Annotated in this window: 20 protein-coding genes; 5 read left to right on the top strand and 15 right to left on the bottom strand. The window is 33.3% G+C overall.

Annotated elements, in window-relative coordinates:
- Positions 1-45: 45 nt before the first annotated feature.
- The 3 genes from AB1282_RS14920 to AB1282_RS14910 form a co-directional block, all read right to left on the bottom strand.
- Complete coding sequence (locus tag AB1282_RS14920; RefSeq protein WP_056470529.1) at positions 46-1,434, bottom strand: amino acid permease; 1,389 nt, start codon at positions 1,432-1,434, stop codon at positions 46-48.
- Positions 1,435-1,562: 128 nt separating this feature from the next.
- Complete coding sequence (gene brnQ, locus AB1282_RS14915; RefSeq protein WP_056470531.1) at positions 1,563-2,918, bottom strand: branched-chain amino acid transport system II carrier protein; 1,356 nt, start codon at positions 2,916-2,918, stop codon at positions 1,563-1,565.
- Between the two features lie 889 nt (positions 2,919-3,807).
- Positions 3,808-4,569: a TSUP family transporter gene (locus AB1282_RS14910; RefSeq protein ID WP_390310445.1), complete on the bottom strand. Its 762-nt coding sequence runs from the start codon at positions 4,567-4,569 to the stop codon at positions 3,808-3,810.
- Between the two features lie 109 nt (positions 4,570-4,678).
- Here AB1282_RS14910 and AB1282_RS14905 point away from each other — a divergent pair, with 109 nt between their 5' ends.
- Entirely contained in the window at positions 4,679-5,461 is a 783-nt protein-coding gene (locus tag AB1282_RS14905; protein ID WP_429899404.1) for a TrmB family transcriptional regulator, read from the top strand.
- Positions 5,462-5,695: 234 nt separating this feature from the next.
- On the opposite strand, the gene AB1282_RS14900 is transcribed toward AB1282_RS14905, so the two are convergent.
- The 9 genes from AB1282_RS14900 to AB1282_RS14860 form a co-directional block, all read right to left on the bottom strand.
- Positions 5,696-7,069 carry an MATE family efflux transporter gene (locus AB1282_RS14900; protein WP_429899403.1) on the bottom strand — a complete coding sequence of 458 codons (1,374 nt, stop codon included), beginning with the start codon at positions 7,067-7,069 and terminating at the stop codon, positions 5,696-5,698.
- Between the two features lie 131 nt (positions 7,070-7,200).
- The gene (locus AB1282_RS14895; protein ID WP_429899402.1) at positions 7,201-7,629 is read right to left on the bottom strand and encodes a MarR family winged helix-turn-helix transcriptional regulator; all 429 of its coding nucleotides are present in this window, start codon (positions 7,627-7,629) and stop codon (positions 7,201-7,203) included.
- A gap of 514 nt (positions 7,630-8,143) precedes the next feature.
- On the bottom strand, positions 8,144-9,490 hold the full coding sequence (locus AB1282_RS14890; protein ID WP_056470543.1) for a GntP family permease: 1,347 nt from the start codon (positions 9,488-9,490) through the stop codon (positions 8,144-8,146).
- A 19-nt stretch (positions 9,491-9,509) separates the two neighbouring features.
- Positions 9,510-11,054 (bottom strand): gluconokinase, encoded by a 1,545-nt coding sequence (gntK, locus tag AB1282_RS14885; RefSeq protein WP_056470546.1) that lies wholly within the window; start codon positions 11,052-11,054, stop codon positions 9,510-9,512.
- Positions 11,054-11,779 (bottom strand): GntR family transcriptional regulator, encoded by a 726-nt coding sequence (locus AB1282_RS14880; protein WP_056470549.1) that lies wholly within the window; start codon positions 11,777-11,779, stop codon positions 11,054-11,056. Before AB1282_RS14880 ends, gntK begins: the two co-directional genes overlap by 1 nt.
- 407 nt (positions 11,780-12,186) lie before the next feature.
- Positions 12,187-12,894: an ABC transporter permease gene (locus AB1282_RS14875; RefSeq protein WP_429899401.1), complete on the bottom strand. Its 708-nt coding sequence runs from the start codon at positions 12,892-12,894 to the stop codon at positions 12,187-12,189.
- The gene (locus AB1282_RS14870) at positions 12,887-13,624 is read right to left on the bottom strand and encodes an ABC transporter ATP-binding protein (RefSeq protein ID WP_056470553.1); all 738 of its coding nucleotides are present in this window, start codon (positions 13,622-13,624) and stop codon (positions 12,887-12,889) included. Before AB1282_RS14870 ends, AB1282_RS14875 begins: the two co-directional genes overlap by 8 nt.
- A gap of 75 nt (positions 13,625-13,699) precedes the next feature.
- Positions 13,700-14,344 carry a TetR/AcrR family transcriptional regulator gene (locus tag AB1282_RS14865; protein ID WP_390310457.1) on the bottom strand — a complete coding sequence of 215 codons (645 nt, stop codon included), beginning with the start codon at positions 14,342-14,344 and terminating at the stop codon, positions 13,700-13,702.
- Between the two features lie 347 nt (positions 14,345-14,691).
- Complete coding sequence (locus tag AB1282_RS14860; protein ID WP_429899400.1) at positions 14,692-16,404, bottom strand: S53 family peptidase; 1,713 nt, start codon at positions 16,402-16,404, stop codon at positions 14,692-14,694.
- 678 nt (positions 16,405-17,082) lie between these two features.
- On the opposite strand from AB1282_RS14860, the gene AB1282_RS14855 reads away from it, so the two are divergent.
- A complete protein-coding gene (locus AB1282_RS14855) occupies positions 17,083-17,337 on the top strand; it encodes a hypothetical protein (protein ID WP_056470561.1) in 255 nt (84 codons plus the stop codon).
- 76 nt (positions 17,338-17,413) lie between these two features.
- Here AB1282_RS14855 and AB1282_RS14850 read toward each other — a convergent pair whose 3' ends face one another.
- Entirely contained in the window at positions 17,414-20,161 is a 2,748-nt protein-coding gene (locus AB1282_RS14850) for a dynamin family protein (RefSeq protein WP_429899399.1), read from the bottom strand.
- A 203-nt stretch (positions 20,162-20,364) separates the two neighbouring features.
- On the opposite strand from AB1282_RS14850, the gene AB1282_RS14845 reads away from it, so the two are divergent.
- Positions 20,365-20,832 (top strand): hypothetical protein, encoded by a 468-nt coding sequence (locus AB1282_RS14845; protein ID WP_056470567.1) that lies wholly within the window; start codon positions 20,365-20,367, stop codon positions 20,830-20,832.
- Between the two features lie 57 nt (positions 20,833-20,889).
- Here AB1282_RS14845 and AB1282_RS14840 read toward each other — a convergent pair whose 3' ends face one another.
- Complete coding sequence (locus AB1282_RS14840; RefSeq protein ID WP_156339662.1) at positions 20,890-21,033, bottom strand: imidazoleglycerol-phosphate dehydratase; 144 nt, start codon at positions 21,031-21,033, stop codon at positions 20,890-20,892.
- 102 nt (positions 21,034-21,135) lie between these two features.
- Between AB1282_RS14840 and AB1282_RS14835 the strand changes: the two genes are divergently transcribed.
- Together AB1282_RS14835 and AB1282_RS14830 are read left to right on the top strand one after the other, a co-directional pair.
- Positions 21,136-21,270, top strand: coding sequence for a hypothetical protein (locus tag AB1282_RS14835; RefSeq protein WP_255294764.1), 135 nt, complete (start codon positions 21,136-21,138; stop codon positions 21,268-21,270).
- Between the two features lie 89 nt (positions 21,271-21,359).
- Complete coding sequence (locus tag AB1282_RS14830; protein ID WP_056470570.1) at positions 21,360-21,542, top strand: hypothetical protein; 183 nt, start codon at positions 21,360-21,362, stop codon at positions 21,540-21,542.
- Between the two features lie 46 nt (positions 21,543-21,588).
- Here AB1282_RS14830 and AB1282_RS14825 read toward each other — a convergent pair whose 3' ends face one another.
- Complete coding sequence (locus AB1282_RS14825) at positions 21,589-22,164, bottom strand: GNAT family N-acetyltransferase (protein ID WP_056470573.1); 576 nt, start codon at positions 22,162-22,164, stop codon at positions 21,589-21,591.
- Positions 22,165-22,373 lie beyond the last annotated feature (209 nt).

Raw genomic sequence — 22,373 nt, 5'->3', positions numbered from 1 at the left:
TATTGTATAACTATAGTACCTCTTATTATCAAACTAAGTGATTGATCAGTTAGCTACCTTTTCATCTGTTTGAGCATCTAATGGTACACGTTTTCCGATACCGAAAGCATAAAAACAAATGACAAGGATTGCCAAGAAAATAATTCCCACAATAAGTGATATACGCGTGTCATCATTAAACCACATACCGATTAGGACCAAAACTAAATAAGCTAATGTTAAGTAGTTAGTAAATGGTGCAAAAGGCATTTTAAAAGGATGATTCTTAATTTCATCTCCCTTTACTTTTCTGAAACGAATATGACTAATTAGAATGACAAACCACGGGATCATCCCAGGAAGTACGCTTGCACTGTATACATACACGAATAAGTTTTTTGGTGCAATAAAATTTAAAATAACGCCGATTACTAAACCAATTAGTACACCAATCGTACCGAATAAAGGCACTCCGTTATTTGAGACTTTTGTAAAATATTTTGGAGCTTGTCCATTTACACCTAATGTATATAGCATGCGTCCTGCGCTATAAATACCACTGTTACAACCAGACATTGCAGCAGTGATTACTACAAAGTTAATAATTCCAGCAGCTGCTGTAATACCAACTTTTGCAAAAGTTACAACAAACGGGCTACCAATCGAATTTAGTTGGTCCCAAGGGAAAACCGTTACTATTACAAAAATAGCACCAATATAGAAGATTAAAATACGCCAAATAAGACTTTGAATCGCTTCTTTTAATGTCTTTTTCGGATTTTCTGCTTCTCCAGCTGTAATACCAATTAATTCAACGCCTTGATAAGCTCCAACAACTAGTGAAAGTGCAAAGAAGAAACCTGACCAACCACCTGTAAAGAAGCCGCCATTTTTCCAAAGGTTAGATATTCCAATCGCATTTCCTCCGTTTCCTAAACCGAAGAAAATTAGACCAAACCCTGCAACAATCATCAATAAAATTGTAACGACTTTAATCATTGCAAACCAAAATTCAAATTCACCAAATGATTTAACGGAAATTAAATTTGCTGCACCAAGAATCACAATTGCAATAATTCCTGGTATCCAAGCAGGTAGGTCTGGAAACCAATACTTCATATATGCCCCAACTGCAATAATTTCTGACATTCCAACAATAACCCACTGGAACCAGTTACTCCATGCAGTCATATACCCAGCTAAAGGGTGGATATATTTATGGCCAAATGTCGCAAATGAACCTGTACTTGGCTCTAGGTAAAGCATTTCCCCCATTGCACGCATAATGAAGAAGATAAAAATCCCCGAAATTGCATAAGCAAGCATTACTGATGGGCCTGTCCAATGAATTGTACTCGTTGAACCCATAAATAATCCTACACCGATTGTACCGCCTAATGCAATCATCTGAATATGGCGCGCTTTCAATCCTTTTTTCAATTCCTTTTGTGCCATTCTATTTCCTCCCCTTCCTGATGAAACAAGTGTCACTTTTTGAATCAATCTTAAAAACTTCTCCCCTAAAACCATTACTAACTTATTAAGAATTTTTACAGTTAAAAAGCTTCTTTATTTTCCTATAATTAACTGATCTTTCGAATTGAACTTGGAATATTTTTCTTATTTTTCTTGCGTAAAATACTAATAAAATAACCAATAAAACCACCAACAATAGCTGGCACAATCCAACCTAAACCTAAACTATACAAAGGGAGGTACTTAGTGAAAAAATGATGAATTACTTCAATTTGTATTCCAGCTGAGTTTAACCCATCAAATAGACTCACAATAAAAGTTAAGATCAAACTGCCTTGATACACTTCTGACCTACCTTGGAATGTATAGTGTAAGAATGTTAAGAAAATTAAGGATATAGCGATAGGATATAGTGTCATTAATACAGGAATTGAAACTTTAATTAGCTGTGTTAAACCTATATTTGCTATAAGAGTACTAAACACAGTCAGAATGATCGCAATTTTTTTGTAAGAAATGGCTGGAAACATTTCATGAAAAAAAGTAGAACAAGCAGTGATCAGTCCAACACTAGTAGTCAAACATGCCACTGTAATCATTAAACCTAATAATATTGCTCCATAGGAACCAAAATAATAGTCTGAAACTTTCGCTAAAACTTCAGCACCATTATCTAATCGACCAAGTTTCTCAACACTTGAAGCGCCCATATAAGTAAGAGCAGTATAGATTATTGCTAAAAGTGAAGCAGCTATTGCTGTTGACTTTCCACAAACGATCATAAGCTGTTTTTTAGTCGTAACTCCTTTTCCTTTAATTGCGTTTACAATAATAATTCCAAAAACAAAAGCTACAAGAGCATCCATTGTTAAATAGCCTTCTTGGAAACCTTTAAAAAACACATTTGTTGTATATCCTTTAAATGGCTCTTGAAATTTTCCAATTGGATGAACAATAGCGATAACAACAAGCAATCCGATAAACGTTAATTTAATAGGAGTTAGAAATTTTCCTACTACATCAATAATCTTTGTAGGATTAAGTGATAACAAGCATGTAACTGTGAAAAATAAGATTGTAAATATGATTAATGCACCAGGATTTGCATCATTTGATAAAAAAGGTTTAACGCCAATTTCAAACGATACATTCCCTGATCTAGGGATAGCAAAAAAAGGACCAATTGCTAGATAGAGAACCGTAGTAAATACAATACCAAACAACGGATGTACCCGTCTAGCTAAAGATTGCAAATTTTTTTCACCTGAAAAAACAAAAGCTGTAACGCCTAACAATGGTAATCCAACTCCAGTAACTAAAAAACCTGCATTGGCTATCCATAAGTTTTTTCCGGCTAACTGTCCAAGTATGGGTGGAAAAATTAGATTTCCTGCTCCAAAAAACAGTGCAAATAACATAAAACCTAAAATGATTATAAAAGTATTAGGTACTCTTGGTGACATAAACAACAACTCCGATTATTAATTTGTATAAAGTTCCCAATTGGACTAATTTTCAGACCAAACAATCTTACCTCACATTTTCATCAAATTCAATAAAATTATATTATAATAAGTTATTCTTTCTGTGTATGATTATATTTTGTCACAATTTTTTCAAATCTATAAACCTAATTCAATGGATTCTCTATAGATTTGTTGCTTATAGGACAGTTAAGTTTGGATTTCGTCACAAAAAAGCACCCCAGTCGATAAACTGGGGTGCTTTCATAATGTGGAAAAAATTACCTTGACAATTAATTCCCAAATTTTCGTAAAGGAGTTTAGTGAGGTTGATTTCCACTACGGGGTGCTCGCTTTCCATGGGGCGAGATTCTTTAGCCTCCTCGGCGCGCCTGCGGGGTCTTCACCTTCCCGCATATCCCAAAGGAGTCGAGCACCCCTCCGCTCCAATCAACTTTTTCTCAAAAAAAATGATTACACTAAAAACCTAATTTAATATCCTTTACTTAGATTAGCGTAACAGATTGTAGATCAATAATTTTCAAACATAACTTATAATAATAATCATTTGAATTTATTTTTCTAAAAATTAGTTCTTAAATATTTTTCACTTTTCAAGAGTAAACAATAACTAGAGTTTGTTGATATTATAAACCTGCTCAAACATATTAAAATCATTATTAGATCATCAAAAAATGAATAATATTATAAGAAGATTCCCTTAAATTACGTCTGTCCATTTTATATTTCAACATTCTGCAAGCACCCCAGTCGAAAAGCTGGAGTGTTTTTTTGAATCCTGTTCTATTTCCTACATTTTTAAGTTATCAATGGTTATTTCAAGTACCACTTTCACTGTGTCCTTGTAGGAAGAACTGTATTTTACTAGTTATTGAATATAATCATAAATATTCTTCACTAATAATAAACAGGTCACTGCTATAAATAGCGCACGTACATAACCACTTCCTTTTTTTATTGCAAATTTCGACCCACAAATCGCACCAGCAATTTGTGCAATTCCCATTATTATTCCATAGGTGTAGTTTACTTGACCTAAAAACATAAACATTAACAATCCAGCAATATTGCTACTAAAGTTTAAAAATTTTGCATTGCCTGCAGACTTTAAAAAATCAAACCCAATCATCAAAAAAGCAAAAATTAAAAATGATCCAGTTCCAGGTCCAATGAACCCATCATAGAAGCCAATTGCAAAGATCGTAACTAAAAAAATAATGAATTGATAAATGGATAATTTTTTTTGTGTTGAATTACTTCCCCATTCTTTCTTGAAAATAGTAAAAATTGCTACTGCTCCGAGCATAATTAACATCAATGGCTTAAGCATTTCAGGGTTTAGCAAATGTACAGTGTATGCACCCAATAATGAGCCAATAAATGAGAGTGGAAAAAATTTAAGAACTGATTTTAATTCGATTTTACCTGAACGATAAAACATTAATGTACTTGTTAGAGAGCCAATTGTCGCTGCTAATTTATTGGTAGCTACTGCCGCGGCAGGATTAAGCCCCGTGAATAATAATGCAGGTAGTGTAATCAACCCACCTCCCCCAACAACAGAATCAATAAATGAAGCTAAAAATCCAAAACAAATTAAAATAATTAATAAAGATGAGTCTAGATGCATTTCTATCAACCTTCCTATGTAGTCACTACTGAAATAGTAACTAACAAATTGCTATCTGTAAATAGTTATTGTAAATTTATTACATAAACAAAAATAGGAGTGCAAAAAAATGGAAGATCTAGTGCAACAGTTCAAAAAATTAGGTTTTAACGAATATGAAGCTAAATCTTATGTATCACTCGTTAAACAAGGTCCTGTTACAGCCTACCAAGTTAGCAAGGACTCAGGTATACCAAGAGCACGTATTTATGATGTGCTAGGTAATCTTGTTGAAAAGGGAATTGTCTTGAAAGAGGAAATAAATGACGTGGCTCGGTATTCACCTCTGCCCGTTGATATCTTTTTACAGAAGGCCCAATCGGAGTGGCAATCAACTTATTCTGTAGTAAGTGACTCTTTAAAAGATTTAGAATCATTTGGTGAAAAAGTGGACAACCGGGTAATTACTTTAAAAGATTATAAAACGATTATTAACTATTGTGAGACGCTAATAAAAAAAGCAGAAAAACGGATTGTAATTTCCATGTGGGACGAAATGTATGAGGTTTTGAAAAAAGAACTGGTCCATGCGACTGAAAAAGCAACTATTCAAGGAATTACGCTACACGTCGAAAATCCTATTGGGAATCTAGAAAGTCATCGCATTACGCCATTTACAGAGACCAAGTCTACAGATCATTGGTTTATTTTGTCGATTGATTCTAAAGAGATGATTTATGGACCATCAATTGAGGAGCGTAGTGTTGCTTTTTATACAAATGATCCAGTTCATATTTACTTATTAGAAGATTATATATGGCACGATGTACTAGTGAATAGACTTGTTCGACGTAGCCAAGACAATTTAGAGAAATGGATTACAACTGAGCGAAAAGCTTTTTTCATGGAATGATAATACGCCAATACGGAGTACAAAAAACTTGTGTTTCAGACTGATTGCAAGCGCTTGTCTTTCGAGGCGCGAAGTCTGGTGAGGAGCGGAGTTACCCTAGACGGTAATGAGCACGCTCAACAGGCGAAGCAACGAAGAAAGCGAGCGTTTGACAACAGTCTGAAAGCATAAGTATTTTAATGTACTTATGCTTTATTTCCAGTCTATGGGATGGTATTCACAATTTTAGTGATTTTAATGAGCTAGGCTGTTATCTGGCATTTTCTTAAGTTTTCTTAAGTAAGGAATCATTAAAATAGCCCCCATAACGAATGTAATCCCCTCAGTAAGTGTTAAAGACCAAATTATGCCATTTAATCCATAAAAATGATGTAAGATGATGACAACTGGAATGAAAAGCACACCTTGTGTAATTGACATGATCCCTGTAGCAAGCCCTTCACCAGACGCTTGGAAGATACTAGTGAATAAACCTGTGAATCCGTTAAAAACAGATGAAATAAGTTGAGCTGTTAAGATTAGTGCTCCTATACTAAGCACGGCTGAATCGCTTGTAAATAAACCGAGTACTTGAATTTTAAATATATATACAATTCCACCAAATACAATTGAGATTCCGCCAATCCATAGAGTTAACTCTTTTAATGTTTCAGTTAGACGCGGTTTATTTTTCCCACCAAAATTATAAGCAATTAAAGAAATGGCTCCTATAAATAAGCCCATCGTAATAAACTCTGGAAGTTGTGCAATCCTTACAGCGATCCCGAAGCTTGCTACAACATGCTCGCCGTATTCAATTGCATAATTATTTAATAGTAGAGTTGTAACAATCATAAATGACATTTTAAATAACTCTGGAACACCGACTTTATAGATTTCTAATTGATCGGTCATCGATACTTTCCAATGCTTTAAGAAACCTTTTAAAGTTTCACTTTTTCTCTCTAAAAACCAAATGTAATATATGCTTGCGGCGATATTTGCAAAAACCATTGAAAGGGCAGCCCCCATTACATGAAGGTTTAAAACTAAAATGAATAACACATCAAATATGATGCTAAAAATTACACTAATAAACATTCCATACATCGATTCTTTTGCAGCACCCTCAGAACGCACAATTTGTTCTAATGCAAAGTTCAAAATAAATGCAAAGCCACCAATAAAAAGGGTGATCGTATATTGCTTAGTATAAAGCAATGTTGAAGCATCTGCTCCTAACAAATGAACAATTGGATTAACAAATAATAAGGCAATTACTGCAATAATCAATCCACATATAATACTCATATAAAAAGCATAGCCTGCTACTGATTTCCCTTTATGAAGATTCCCTTCACCTAAGAGACGAGTAACAAAAGTTCCTGCACCAACCCCAAATACATTCCCAATCGCCATTAGCACTGTAAAGATTGGTAAACCTAATGTAATGGCGCTTAACATCGCAGTATCATGTACTAAACCGATAAAAAATACATTTATTAAGTTATAGATTGTACCAGCAGAAATCCCAATCATCATTGGAATACATAAACGAGCTAACGCTTTTCGTATCGGTGCTTCTTTTAAATAATAAATATTAGATTGATCTACTTCAAATCCTTCCATTATATTCCATCCTCCCGAATCTTATCTTTTTTATTTTGGTTTTTGATCATAATTTTTGTTTATATATAATTAGAATTCTAACTTTTAGGTTTCTAACCATTTACCGATACGACCTTAATGGCCGTAGTCACTCAAAGGTTTGATTCAATTTTTTTCAATAGGCGTAAAAATTCATTTTTTTCTTCTTCAGTTAATGACTCTGTTAAACGTGATTCCATTGCCAAAAACATATCATCAATCTGATTAACGATTTCTCTACCTTTTTCTAATACGAAAATTTGTTTCTGGCGTTCGTTATCAGCTTGGATTTTTCTTCCAATATACCCATTCTTTTCAAGCCCTTGAAGCATGCTTGTTATACTTGCACCTCTTCTATTAAATGCATCTGCTAAATCCTTTTGAATTATACCTCGATCCTGATGCTCAGCGATATAACTGATCATCCTACCTTGTTGTGGATTTACTTCAAGTTCTTTCGTACGATACGACAATTGATCCCGTACCTTATGCATAATGGTACTAAGAAGTCTCGTATAAGGTGTATCAATCAAATCGTTCACCTCCGAATAATTAGAATTCTAACTGTCTGAAACTAATATAACTCCGTGGGCGTTCTATGTCAATTAAAAAGATAGAATTCTAACAATTAGATTGTAAACTTTACAATCTTTTTTTAACCCCATTAAAAGATTTGATCATGTCATTTGTCAGATGTTTTAGCTAGTCCAAATTTATTAATAATAGAAAGAACTAATACAATTTGCAAGCTCTAAATTAAGGCTATTTAACCAAAACATCAATATGAACTAAGACTTAAACATATAATCTTGTAGAACTATAACTTTCTATTAGTAATAGGTTATTATTACCCAATAGATTACCTAGTTGAAATTGTCATGTTCTTCCAAGAGGTCGGTTGGTTCTCGAAAACTGGCAAAACGATAATTAAATAAAGAGCAGTAATCCACTTCTATAATACATGAGGATTCTAAGTATTATAGTGAGGATACTGCCCTTTATGATTAATTAACCAACAGTGGGTGAAAAGTAAGACACCCCCGCTGGTTTTTTCCATTATACGAATAAACTTAGTAAAAGAATGAAGACCAATCCGCAAACGGAAATAATTGATTCTAATAATGTCCAAGTTAAGAAAGTTTCTTTCATACTTAACCCAAAATATTCTTTAAACATCCAGAAACCTGCATCATTAACGTGTGATGCGATTAAACTACCAGCTCCAGTTGCTAGAACGACTAAAGCTAAGTTAGCGTCAGAATGACCTAACATTGGAATAACTAAACCAGAAGTGGTTAAAGCTGCAACAGTAGCAGAACCTAGGGAAATTCGTAGGATCGCTGCAATAATCCAAGCAAGTAAAATCGGTGACATTGAAGTTCCTTTGAATAACTCAGCTACATAATCACCAACACCGCCATCAATTAACACTTGTTTGAAGGCACCGCCTCCTCCGATGATTAAGAGCATCATTCCAATATGTGTAATTGCAGTTGTACAAGAATTCATAACTTCTTTAATTGGTATTTTTCTAGCTAATCCCATTGTATAAATCGCAACTAATAATGAAATCACCATCGCAGTACCAGCATTACCAATAAAGCGGATCGCTACAAGTAGGCTATTATCAGCAAATCCAATTGTTTTTTGTAGTAAATTAACAATTGTTGCAAATGACATTAAAATAACAGGAAGTAAAGCTGTAAATACACTGATTCCAAAACCAGGAGTTTCTTCAAGGTTAAATGTTTTTTGTTCACCTAAAGATGCAATATTACCCGTTTTTGTGAAGGATTCAGGTACTAGTTTTTTAGCAAGCTTTGTAAATAAAGGACCTGCGATAAAAACAGTTGGTAAAGCAATAATAAATCCGTAAAGTAATACTTCACCAATATTTGCATGGTATTCACCAGCGATTACAGTCGGACCTGGATGCGGTGGTAAGAAACCATGTGTAACAGATAAAGCAGCCGCCATTGGAATACCTAAATATAAAATAGAAACTTTTAATTGTTTTGATATGGCAAATACAATCGGGATCAATAATACTAATCCTACTTCGAAGAATAAAGCGACACCGATAATGAATGAAGCAGCAACTACTGCCCATTGAATGTTCTTTTCACCGAATTTGTTTACAAGAGTCATCGCAATACGTTGAGCGCCACCAGAATCTGCGATCAATTTACCAAGCATTGCACCAAGTCCGAAGATTAATGCTAAATGACCAAGTGTTCCGCCTAATCCAGCTTCAATGGTTGTGCCAATATTATCTGGTTTCATTCCAAGTGCTAAAGCAACTCCAAATGAAACAATAATTAATGAAAGGAAAGTATTTAATTTAAACTTCATGATTAAAACAAGTAATGCTACTATTCCGATTGCTACTATAACTAGTGGCATGGAAATCCCCCCCGAAATTCTATTTATTTTTGTTAATTAATCCTCTTTGATAATTAGCAATCCGTTTATAATCTTTTTCTAACACTCTCGATAAGCTAATAAAGATTGGCAATAACTCTCGATATTCTTTTACTGCATCTTCATTAGGAGTATGTTTGTGCGTATTACCGACCATTTCAGATACTACTTCAAAGGATTCTATTTTTCCTGTTGCATAAAGACCTAAAATACAAGCACCAAGACAAGAACTTTCATAGCTTTCTGGTACAACTACATCTAAATCAAAAATATCGGACATCATCTGACGCCATACATTTGATCTTGCGAACCCACCAGTTGCTTGGATTTTGGATACTGGTCCATCCATACATTCAATTAAAGCTAAAAATACTGTGTATAAGTTGTATATAACGCCTTCAAGTGCAGAGCGAATCATATGCTCCTTCTTATGTGCCATCGTTAAGCCGAAGAAGGATCCTCGAACATCAGGGTTCCATAATGGTGCACGTTCACCTGCTAAATAAGGATGGAATAACAAGCCATCTGCCCCAGGTTTTACTCCTTCGGCAATCTTTGTTAAAACCTCATATGGATCAATACCTAATCTTTTTGCAGTTTCAACCTCCGAAGCCGCAAATTCATCACGAATCCAGCGAAAAATCATACCGCCATTGTTCACTGGTCCACCGATGACCCAATGTTTTTCCGTTAATGCGTAACAAAATATTCGTCCTTTTTCATCAGTTTGTGGTTTGTCAATAATGGTTCTAATTGCACCACTTGTCCCGATTGTTACTGCAATTTCTCCTTTTCGAATGGCATTCACACCAAGATTGGAAAGTACGCCATCACTTGCACCAATTACAAAAGGAGTTTTTGGATCAATTCCCATTTGTCTAGCTAAATCAAGATTACAGTTTGTAAAAATCTCCGTAGTAGGTACTAGTCTAGATAGTTGATCAGTTGTAATCCCTGCAATTTGTAAAGCTTCCTCATCCCAATCTAATGCTTTAAGATTCATCATACCCATGGCTGAAGCAAGTGAATGATCGACAACATATTGGTCAAAGAATTTTTTAAATATATATTCTTTAATCCCAATATATTTATTCGCTTTTTGAGCGATTTCTGGTCGTTCATTTACAATCCATGTAATCTTACTTAAAGGAGACATTGGATGAATAGGAGTTCCTGTTCGTTTATATATTTCGTGACCATTTAATTCATCTTTAATTTTATGAGTCCAAGCCTCACTTCGATTATCTGCCCATGTAATACAAGGCGTTAATGGTTGATCATTTTCATCCATGACAATTAAACTATGCATTGCACTACTAAAAGAAATAAATAATATCTCTTTTTGAGGATGTTGTTTCATTATTTTAGATATTGCTTGTACTAAAGCTGTAAAGATTTCTTCTGGGTCTTGTTCAGCTGTAGAAATATCAGGTGTATAGAGTGGGTATCCGATATTCTCTTGTTGGATGACTTCACCTGTTTCAGTAAATAAAACGGCTTTTGTGCTTGTGGTACCGATGTCTAACCCTAACATATAGTTTGTCATTATTCTTGTTCTACTCCTTTTGAAAACATTTGTTGAGATCTCCAAAGATCTTCTACTTTTCCTTGAACATCATCAAAGTTTTGATGTAAAGATTGAATCATAAGATCTCTATTCTTTGTACTAATTGCATCAATATATAATTGGTGATTTTCGACTATTCGTTCAAAGTCTTCGTAATTTTCCTTAAACCGTACTCTCATTGATAAAAGTATAAACGCTTCCATTACTGGTTTAGCATTATTCCAGATCATCAAAATGTATGAATGATCAATCGCTCGAATAATCGTTTCATGGAATAATACATCTTGAAATGAAAATTCATCGGCATCTTGATATTTAATTGCAATTTTCATCATTTCAAGAATTTTACTCAGTTCCAGAACCAATTCTTTCGTGTCCAATTTTACCAACCGTTCAAATACAAATGTTTCGATCAGTAATCGCACATCATATATTTCTTCTATTTCTTTATCAGTTAATCCAATAACAACAGCACCCATTCTTTCTAAACGAATTAGATTTTCAGATGCTAGTGTTTTTAATGCCTCTCTAATAGGAGAACGACTTACATTAAAATCGGCAGCCAATTTATTTTCTGATAACTTGGTACCGCTTTCAATTAGTCCAGAAATTATCTGCATCCTTAATTCATATGTTACACGATCACCAGCTGAAGCTTTTGAAAGCCATTTTTCCGGATAAAGATATTGCTTTAATTCTGACATTAGTTCACCTTCATTTCCATACGAGTATACTTGTATACAAGTATTATAAAAACATAATTAAAAAAATGCAAGCGCTTTTACTTCAAATCACTCTACTTTGTAATAGATTTTCAATAACATGAACAATTTATTACAACAAGTTTGTTTAATACGTCGCTCCCCTAATAAAGAATTTCTAGTAATTTTTTGGGACTAATCACAAGATAGGATTCCTATAACATCAAAATATTTATAACCAAAAAGCGTATCTAGTCCTTTTAAAGGTAAAAATAAAAAAGAACATGAAAATAGAAACCTCATGTTCTTTTTATAATATTTTTATTATTTTTCGTACCAGTAGAAACATTTGATTCATTTACTAGTAATAAGTTTATAAAAAACTGTAAAAGCAGTCGGTCGCTAAATTCTTACACCTCCATTGTGTTGATTCTATTTGAGATTATGTTCATGACGAAAACACATAGCAATACAAGTATTATTGTAAAAATTATGATTGGACGATCTGAAGATATAAAGCCTGCCACTATGTTACTAAGCAATGAGCAAAGCAAGACTGAGGATATAATCGTAGTTGTTATAGACTTCTTTATAAAGCCGATTGCCATGGAAATGATACCAACACTTACGGCAGAAATTGACATATAAAATGTGAGTTTAAGTCCCCTTTTTATTAGTTCAAAAGTTATGTTTCCTTCAACCAATTGATGAATAGATTCACTAATACCGAAAATTATGTATATACATATACTCGTTACGATCATTGCAGTTGCTACAAAAAGTGAAACGAATGTGATCTTCGCAAAAAAAACTTTGCTTCTACTATTTGGGTATGAGAAGAGTAGTATTGTCCGTTTACCTGAATATTCTTCAATTACAATTTTTGAAAACATTGCAGAAGATAACAAGCTAAAGGCAAACATACATACTGTACTAAATAATGGAATGATTCTTTCATATCCTGCAAAAATTTTCATGTCCGGGTCTGTTGGTTCAATCTTTGGCGCAAAAGCGAATAGATAGATTATTCCTAACATACAGATTCCAATGATAAAGGCAGAATAAATATAGGAACGAATATTTACTTTTTTTAATTCAAGTTTCATTAAATTAAACATTTTGTTTCATCCCTCCTTTGACAATATTAACAAAATATTCTTCTAATCCATCTGCTATTTCATTTTTGTTAGTAGACAACTCTATTTCTTTAATAACACTTCCATCTGCGATAATTCCTACCACATCTGAGATCTGTTCAATTTCACTTAATATATGGCTAGAAACAATGATCGTCATACCATATTCCTTTACAAGATATAGAAAAAGCTCCCTAATTTCACGTATCCCAACTGGATCTAGCCCATTGATTGGTTCATCTAAAATTAAAAGTTTTGGGCGATGGATAATAGCTCTTGCTATCCCTAATCGCTGACGCATACCTAAAGAAAATTGAGAAACAGGTTGATTACCTATTTCATTTAACCCAACTATTTCTAATGTTTTTTTTATATCAATATCTTGAATCCCCATATAGGAAAGATGAATTTCTAAATTTTCTGTGGCGGATAAATGTTCATAGAAAATTGGAGTCTCTATAATGCTTCCTACGTTCCTTAATATGTATTTTTTATTCTCGTGAATATCCTTACCAAAAATTTTAATGTGTCCGGCAGTTGGGTGAAGTAACCCTATAAGCATTTTTAAAATTGTAGTTTTTCCAGCTCCATTTACACCCAATAGTCCGTAAACTCTTCCTTTTGGAACGGCCATATTACAATTTCTAATAACCTCTTTTTTATTAAAGGTCTTTACTAGCCTCGAAATTTTTACAGCGTATTCATAATCCATATCTATATCTCCCCTTTTTACATACATATATATGTATGTATTTATATAAAAGTAAACTGCCAAATGGCAGTCACCTTAGATATTTATTAACGTTTTATGAACCATTACAAGGGTATCAATTATTTGGTCATCAATTACTGGAAGTCCAATACTATTAAATAAAGCTTGTAAGTGTTTTGCTTTTAATAGATATTCTTCAGTGTCTACTGAAAAGATAATAGGACTTAACCATATATTGGTCAACAACATAAAAGTTTCAGCTGTCTGCTTAGGATATTGGACAGAAATAGACCCATCTATTACCCCTTCTTCGATAAAGGCAAGAATATCAGGAGCCCCTGAATTGACACACTCAATTAATTGCTTGGCAATCATTTTAGGATTGTTTAGGATCTTTGGTATCGTTTTAATGGCTTCTAATTGACCAATATTTTCAAATGACAATAAAAATGCCATTCTCAACTTTTCCAGTCCGTTTAATCCAGTAATATTTTTAGCTTCTATAAATGGGTCGTTTTCAGTTGCAAGACGATTGAGAACAGCTTCGATAATATCCTCTTTTGATTTAAAATGATGGTAAAATGCCCCTCGAGTTAAATCACCAATTTCATCTACAATATCCTGAATAGTAGTTTGTTCCCATCCCTTTTCTAAAAATAACTTAGTTGCTGTATCCAAAATTTTTTTTTCTGTTATTTCTGGATATTTATTTCTAGGCAAAATGATATTCTCCTTACATACATTTATATGTATGTATAATACATTTTTTGTATGTAATTGTAAAGTATTACCAAAATCAAATTTAATCGTCCAATTGCAAAACATAGTAACAACGACATACATAAAACATTCTTCAGACATTAGCAAATCTAATTTTTCTTATGCAACCAAATATATCTATGATTTATTTGAAGTTAGTAGCTTATATTTTCATAGATTGATTTTCATTTAGTATTCACTAGTTCGTTTTTTTTTTACAGAAAAAGGTTGAATTTAAAATCACTCTTAATTTCTCTCATTAACAAAAAAGACAGCCTCCAATATTTGGAGACTGTCTTTTTACTACTTTAAAACCCATTTATATCGCGAATTAAATTATACGCATCTGGTGTCCCAATACCTGAAGCCATATCATAGCCATATGTAGCCGGATAGTACAAGTTTGTTCCAGACGTAATATCATGATATGCTGCATATTTTTGAGTTGTATTAAAGACTTGGTAAAGAGTTGGATTTGCTTGACCAAGGTTTCCCTTACCATTTGCTGATGCAAATTGATTATTGAGTGCAGCGATTCCAGCCCATAATGGTGCGGCAGCTGATGTTCCACCGACTACATGCCATGCTCCTCCAGTATAGATTGAATATCCGGTGTTAGGGTCGGCAGCTGCTGATACATCAGGAACCTCCCTTTTACCATTCGAATAACTGTTTTGGACTCCAGGACCTGACTGGAATGACGGCATAGCATAAACTTTAGATAATCCTCCTCCGTCACCTGATTTGTTTGTTTTGTTACTCCAAACGGATTCTGAACTGTAAGAAGTACCGCTTAAATTCAGGTGTGTTCCACCAACACCAGTCACATACGGGTCATTTGCGGGACTATCGACTTCTAAAGTTCTACCTCCTGAATCGTAGGCACCATTGTCTCCAGAGGCAGCAAAAATACTTTGTCCTTGAGCTGCAAATTGTTGGAATATGGTATGTAAACTATTCATGGTTGCACTTGCTTCATGCTGCTCACCGATCCCCCAGCTAACAGAAATTGATTTTGCCTTATTATCAGAGGCAATTTTTTGATAAGTATCAATTAAGCCTTGGGCGCTATTTGGCCCTTCGTATACAACCACCTGTGCTTTTGGCGCAATTGCATTGATTACCTCAATATCAAGTTCAACTTCGATTGCACCTTGACCGGCAGCACCACTATAACCATCAATATATACATTTGTTGGTGCAGGGCTTCCTAGGCCATAGTAGTTGTTATAGGTACTAATGTTCGTTGCTTTATATCCGTCCAACTCCATGACTGCTACAGTTTGGCCAGATCCAGTATATCCAGTAGAAGCCAGAGGGTTGATATCGTAAGCACCTTTTAATTCAGCCGGTGTATAACCGCCAGCTGGACCACTCCCCACTTTCGGTGTCACTGCTATGTTCTGCCCTGAGACTTGCATAGATGAACTACTAATTTTCGAATGTGTATAATGTGGTTCATTATTCAAACCTTCAACATTCGTAATCACCCCAGAAAATTCAGCGGGAATGGAAGGAGCTTGATCATTGGCGTAATAGGTTTGGCCATTTGAATCTTTATAATTATTTATAGTTACACCAAAAGTATCCTCCATTTGACCAATGGTGCCACTGACGGTAATAAAGGCGTTATTGGAAGAAACATTTTCGACTTTAAAGCCTTGACTTGTCAAATAGCTTTTAACATTAGCAACAGTTGTATCAGTTGGGCCATATTGATTTTTAAATTCGTCGGGAGTTAAGTATTTCTTGTAGTTGTTTGAGTTAGGGTTTTTAAGGCTGGCAATATAATTATCCAGTTGATCGCTGTTTCTTAGCTGAAGGGCAATAGTTATCGAAGCTTTGGAGTTGCGGTTTTTATGACCAATGGAAGTGCCGTGATTTGCAGCGGTTGGAGTTGCCTGAATAAGTTGTACATGTTTGGAAGCTGCGGCAAAAGTTGAGCCTCCTGGGAAATACAACGATAATGTTAACAATGAAGCAACAGTCGGTACTATTAATTTTCGGTTTCTTTTTTTCATCCTTACACCTCTCCTTAGTTCCTAAATAAGATTTTACCAACAATCTAGAAATCAAAAGACGCTCCTGAGGCTACCCGACTACCAAGATTTTAAATTTTCCAGTCATTTCTTTTGGCGATCGGCTTTGGGTTATGTATCACCTTCTTTCAATACTACAACTTTCCATATAGCATATATTTTGCTATGTAAATGCTTATGATTTGAGTTTGACGTAAAAATTAGAATCTCCTGCATTATACATTTTTTTTAATTGAATTCTAAAGAATCTTAAAGAATCTTAAAGTAACTAAACTCCCAGATCGTTGAAGAACAAAGAAAAGAAGAGTTATTTTAGCAACTCTTTTAAACTTTTCTTATCAATCTGTTTTTTTATCTCCTCAGCCTCTATCCTAAATTCTCGGAGATACTTTCTTCAAAAAGCGTATTGTTGTTTTTCAAACTTTTGCATTTTTACATACTCATGAATTCTTCTAACCCAAATTTTCCACTTTATTTCTCACACATCAATTTCATTATGAGTAAGAAATATTTTTCGAATAATCCTAAATAGTTTTAAGTTACCATTCTTTAGAATAGAATTAATTTAAAGATAGCCTCATCTGTTTTTTCGTACTGTTCTCCCAATATGTTTCATTAGTTCGTTTTGAAGAAACTAAACGATAGAAGGTGATCTATTTTATGAGTCATTTCTTATTAAGTAGACTTGGCAACTGGAAAATACAAATTCATTGCCATCCTGGTATTAGAACAGTTGGGAATGAGCGGGAAGTGCTTTTACTCGATGAAGAACATGAAAAAATTGCACATTTTTCAATTGATACGAAAGGAGCCTTTTTAATACTCCAAATCCCATGGGGTGGTTATGTAAAAATTAAAGAAGGTTACCAAACAATCGTTGTACATATTCCGTTTGAAGAAGAAACAGAGGAATAGTTGAATGTAAGCTTTATAAATAATTGCATAAATCAATAAGAAAAAAGAGTGTGCCATTTAGCACACTCTTTTCCTATTATTTACGTAATGTTAAAAATTCTAATTGTCTTAATCTTACTGTGAAGAATGTGATCGGATCAAAGTAAATACTTGGATTTGATTTCATATCTTCTATTGTTTGATTATAGTTAGCAATTGCTACTCTTGTTTCATCAACTAGTTCATGGATTTGCTCAAATGGAGCATGTAAGAACATTGATAAATCTCTTGGTAAAGTTTTTTCAAACATTTCAAATTGTAGGAAAAACTTCGTTGATAATTCTGATGTTACATCATCATAGTTAACATTATCAACATACTTTTGATATTGAGCAACAAGCTTTGATTTATTTTGTGGCAGTAAACCTAATAAGATTCCTGAGCTCTTTAAGATGAATTGAGATGGTGAAGAATTTAATAAAATATTCATGTCATCTAACTGAGTCATACTAGTCATGCGATCAGCATCACGGCGCCAGTCATCTAATACTTTAAAATCACACTCGAGATTTAAATATTCATTTCCAATGTAATCATTTAAAGAATCACTCATTTCAGTTAAATAGCTTTGAGTACCTTCTAATAAAATACCTGATTCTTTAATCCAGTTTTGAAGAGCTTCATTTAGTTTTGGTAAAGTATTCTCTCTTACATACTCACCAATTCGAAGATTCATCTCTTCGTTTATCGTTTCAAGAATTGTACCAAAATCACTATCTTCTTTGATTAACTCTTTACATTCTTTTAGTAGACCAGGAATACTTAGCTTCAGGTCATATTTTAATTCGTCTTTTAATTCACGATACGAGCTTTTAATTGTATTTAAATGCTCCATTTCTTTATCTTTTAAAGAATGTAATAGACCATTTAATTTGTCATCAAGAACTTCATTCCATTCAACATTAGCACGTAGTTCGTTTTCTTTCTCAACTCGTTTTTCTAATAGGAAATTAATTAATTTGCGAATAGCTAATAATAATTTCTCTGTTTGTTTAGAATTAGCATCAGTTGATAGAACATTATTCTCTATAAATAATTCTAAATCTTTAAATTGATCTTGATTACTATAAATTGAAGAATAAGGTAATACTTTAGCGCTAGGGAAATCTACACGAACTTTCGCTTGGATTTCAGCACGAACTCGATCAATTTCTTCTTTACTATAAATTGAATCCATCTTATTTAAAATAAAGTGAATCGGAAGAGTTGGTAATTCCTTTTGAATTTTAACTAGTAAAGAGCGTTCGTTTTCTGTATATGGTGCAGTAGCATTTAAAACATAAACAAGACGATCTGCAAGTTTTACAGATTGTAATAATGCTTTTGTATTAACCTGGTTTCCATCAATTCCAGGAGTATCAATGATTGATAAGCGGTGCTTTTCTAAAAATGAATTTGGTAATTTATAGTATACTAATTCATCACCTTTTAGCAGATTATTTTCAACTGTTGTTAAATCATAAAAATCTGCAAATTCAGGAAGCTGTGTATTTCCTTCCTTCGAAAATACGATAATATTCGATTCATTATCTTGTTCAAATAATACTGGCATTGAAGTAGAAGAACCCATCATTTTCTCACCTAAAAGTGAGTTAACAAATGAAGATTTACCGTTACCTGATGTACCTGCAACAAGCATTGTTGTATTTTCAAATTGAGTTATTTTACTTGTCCACCATTCAAAACGGTCACCAACTTCTATTTCATTTAAAACAGACCATTGTAAGATGTTTTCAAATAATTCTTTGCCAATTTCGAAGCAATCAGGCGTTTTCATTAACTGTTCAAATGCTCTTTCTGCATCAGCAACAATTTGATAATCGATACGGCCTGGGAATAAACGATCCCATGCAAGTGTTGCAGTTGTTGCTAAAACTGCACCCCTAATATCTGTAATACGTAACCAATTTGTTAAGAAGCTTGGCATCATTTCTTCAAGCTGAGCTACAAAATAGTCACCTTCAACTAATTCTTCGTAAGTCATTGAATAGATCGATGGCAAACGATTCCACTTTACACCTGTCTCAACGTTAATTTGGAATAACATATCATTGAATGTTTGCAACCAATTTACATAAACTGATTGTTCTCTGTAACTATTCCAAAGTGCTTCTACCATTAATTCAAAGTGCTCAAGATCAACATTAGCCAATGATAGTAACGGTTGCACAAAATAACTTGGTGCCATTTCTTTTGTTACACCATTTATAATGTATTCTCTTAATACAACAAACCATTTTAAATCTTCTGTACGAATTGATTCATCTGAAGCTAGAGCTACAGCACTATTCCAATCGTGATGTTTTTCATAAAAATTACGTGCAATTCTTGTTACATTTGGATAATCAGGATTATATTTAACTGCTTCTTTAATAATACGGTCTGCTTCCTCGTATTTCGAAACATCGATATAAAGTGAGAATAAATTTAAGAATATTTCAGATGTTAAAGTACTACTATCTGTTTTAACTTCTTTATATAGCTTTTCTGCTGTTTCAAATGCACCAATTTCATAATAAGAATCAGCAATGTTTTTCTTTGCCCAATCACTTAACTGATTTCCGACTTTTTCCCATTTGAAAACTGCAGATTCAAAATCTTTATTTTCAAAATAAACTTCACCTTGTGCAAATCGGATAGATGAAAGATCCATATCATCATTTTGTTCGTTGTAAAGGTCAGCTAAAACTGCAATCGGATGGATATTGTTTTCATTTTCATTTAAATACGATTTATAAAATTGTTTTTTTATAAATTCTTGTTTCACTTTCTCTTTAACTGTCATGTAATCACCTACTATGTATAATAAAATCAAATTAAGTCCAAAAATATGCCAAAAGGAATATGTTAAATTTATACAGCATTATCATTTTACCAAATTAGAGTAACCGAAATTGTGACAATTCTATGTCATTTTCAAAAGATTTTTGTTATATTTGTTACGTTACATACAAAACATAGGTAAAAGAATATTTATTTGGAGGCATTATGCTAACTTACGAAGAAAAACTAACAATCATTGAATCATTTCCAGAATTAACTAAAAAGCCAGTCTCACTTGGGCGTACAAATTTTCAATATGAAGAAAGTTTAAAAGAAAAAATGAATGTTGTTTATCATTTACACCCTAATGGGAACGGCTTTGTATACGCTGAAGGTATTAAGGGATACAAAACAAACGAAAAAGGTATGGTAAATATAAGAGAATTTACTGAAGACGAACTTCGCACAATCTTAACTAAGTCAATCGAAAGCCTATCAATCGAACCGATTTTTGAAGAAGAAGATGAAGAAGTAGAAGAAATCTGGGTTAATGCTAACGGACAAATTCTTAAACTTGTTTCAGAAATGGACATGTGGAATGTTTACGCAGGAGAAAATCTTGATGGTACATTCAATAGCTACGGTGAAGCTTGTGAATATTTAGATGAAGAAGGTTTTGATGTTCAAGACTGAGAATAATTAGAATAAATTAGAGCTTGGGAAATCCAAGCTCTTTTTTATTTGGTTATATTAGTGTAATTCCGTTTGTGATTTACTGCCTTTTTTAGAGCGATAGACGTTCCCTTTTGTGTTGTCACCACTAGATGGTGCTTGTCCATGAAGTTCTGGTGCATTTTGGTTTTTGCTTCCTTTACTGCCATTTTTACTAGTCATACTTCTTCCTCCTCATAACATTAATCATGAATAGATTCCCATTTTAAATAAGAGATTATTCAAGGAATTTAAGCACATACTAATAAAAAAGGAGGGTTAAACATGGCAAAAGGACATACAAACAAAGGTCCACAGAAAAGTTCTGTAGATCAATTTGGACATTCAGAGGAATCTGCATATTCGAAGAGTAAAAAAATGGAAGAGTTTCATAAGAAAAATACAGAAAAAGAAAGTTAATAGAACTTTTAATTCTTTTAAATGTACTTGCTAATTTTCCTTCAACAAGTCATTATAAAAGTATGATAAAATTGGAGGAAATTAAATTTATGAGCGAAAATAACAATGAACCAAAAAAAGTTAGTCTTCAGGAACTTATGAAACAAAAGTTGGCTAGCAAAAAACAGCAAAATTCTAATCAAAATAATGGAGTAAATGCTGTTAAAGATATGACGAAAAAGAATCAAATTTCTAAAAAGCCGAACAATCAACGCAAACGTATGGGTGTGTAGTTAGAAAAAACGACTGAGGTAATCAGTCGTTTTTGATTTCGCATTTTTATATGTCTTCTAAAAGATTTTGATTGCTATTATTTTCACCAAAGGTTAAAACTTCCTCTACTGGCTGATAAGATTCACCGTAAAAATGTGTATCCTTATATGTATGGATCATATTATATGTTTTTTTCATCGCTTTAAAAATCATTTCTTCACCCTCATTATTTGGAGACCAGTACAAAATCTCCATAGGGTTTATTTCTTGAGTTGCTAGTGAGCGTCTGCTATATCCAATCGACTGAGCATGCTCAAAACCTTCTCTTTTATAAAATCGAAGCCGTTTTTCAGTATCTGTATCTTCATAATTAACTGGTTCAACCTCTAAAATAATCGGTTTACCTTTTTTCTTTAGCTTATCAAGTAGTTTATACCCTAACCCCTGCCCACGGGCATCTTTTGAAACGAACAAGTAATCGATAAATACAAAATCATCAAGTTCCGCATACATTAAAACATGATGTGGACCTTCATCTTTATGGTAAATATCTGGCCGCTCTTTCAATAATGTTTCCATATGTTCCCTTGATTTCATTTCTTCAACTGGAAAATACTGATTTAGTTTTTCATACCAATGCATTGATATTCTCCTTTTCTTACATGCAGTTTATAGCATCACGCTAGACAAGTCATTATCTTAATGACCGCCCACTAACTCTACTTTCTCTTCATTTAACAAAGTAGTTATTAATATTTTTACCAAATAATTAGTAAATCCTTTCAAATGAAGTATTTGAAGTATTAATACTTTTCATGCAAGAAAAAAAGTTCATTGATATGAAATTAACA

Source organism: Gottfriedia sp. S16(2024) (assembly GCF_050473765.1).
Classification (GTDB): Bacteria; Bacillota; Bacilli; order Bacillales; family Bacillaceae_G; genus Gottfriedia.
This window is presented reverse-complemented; position numbering and strand designations above follow the sequence as displayed.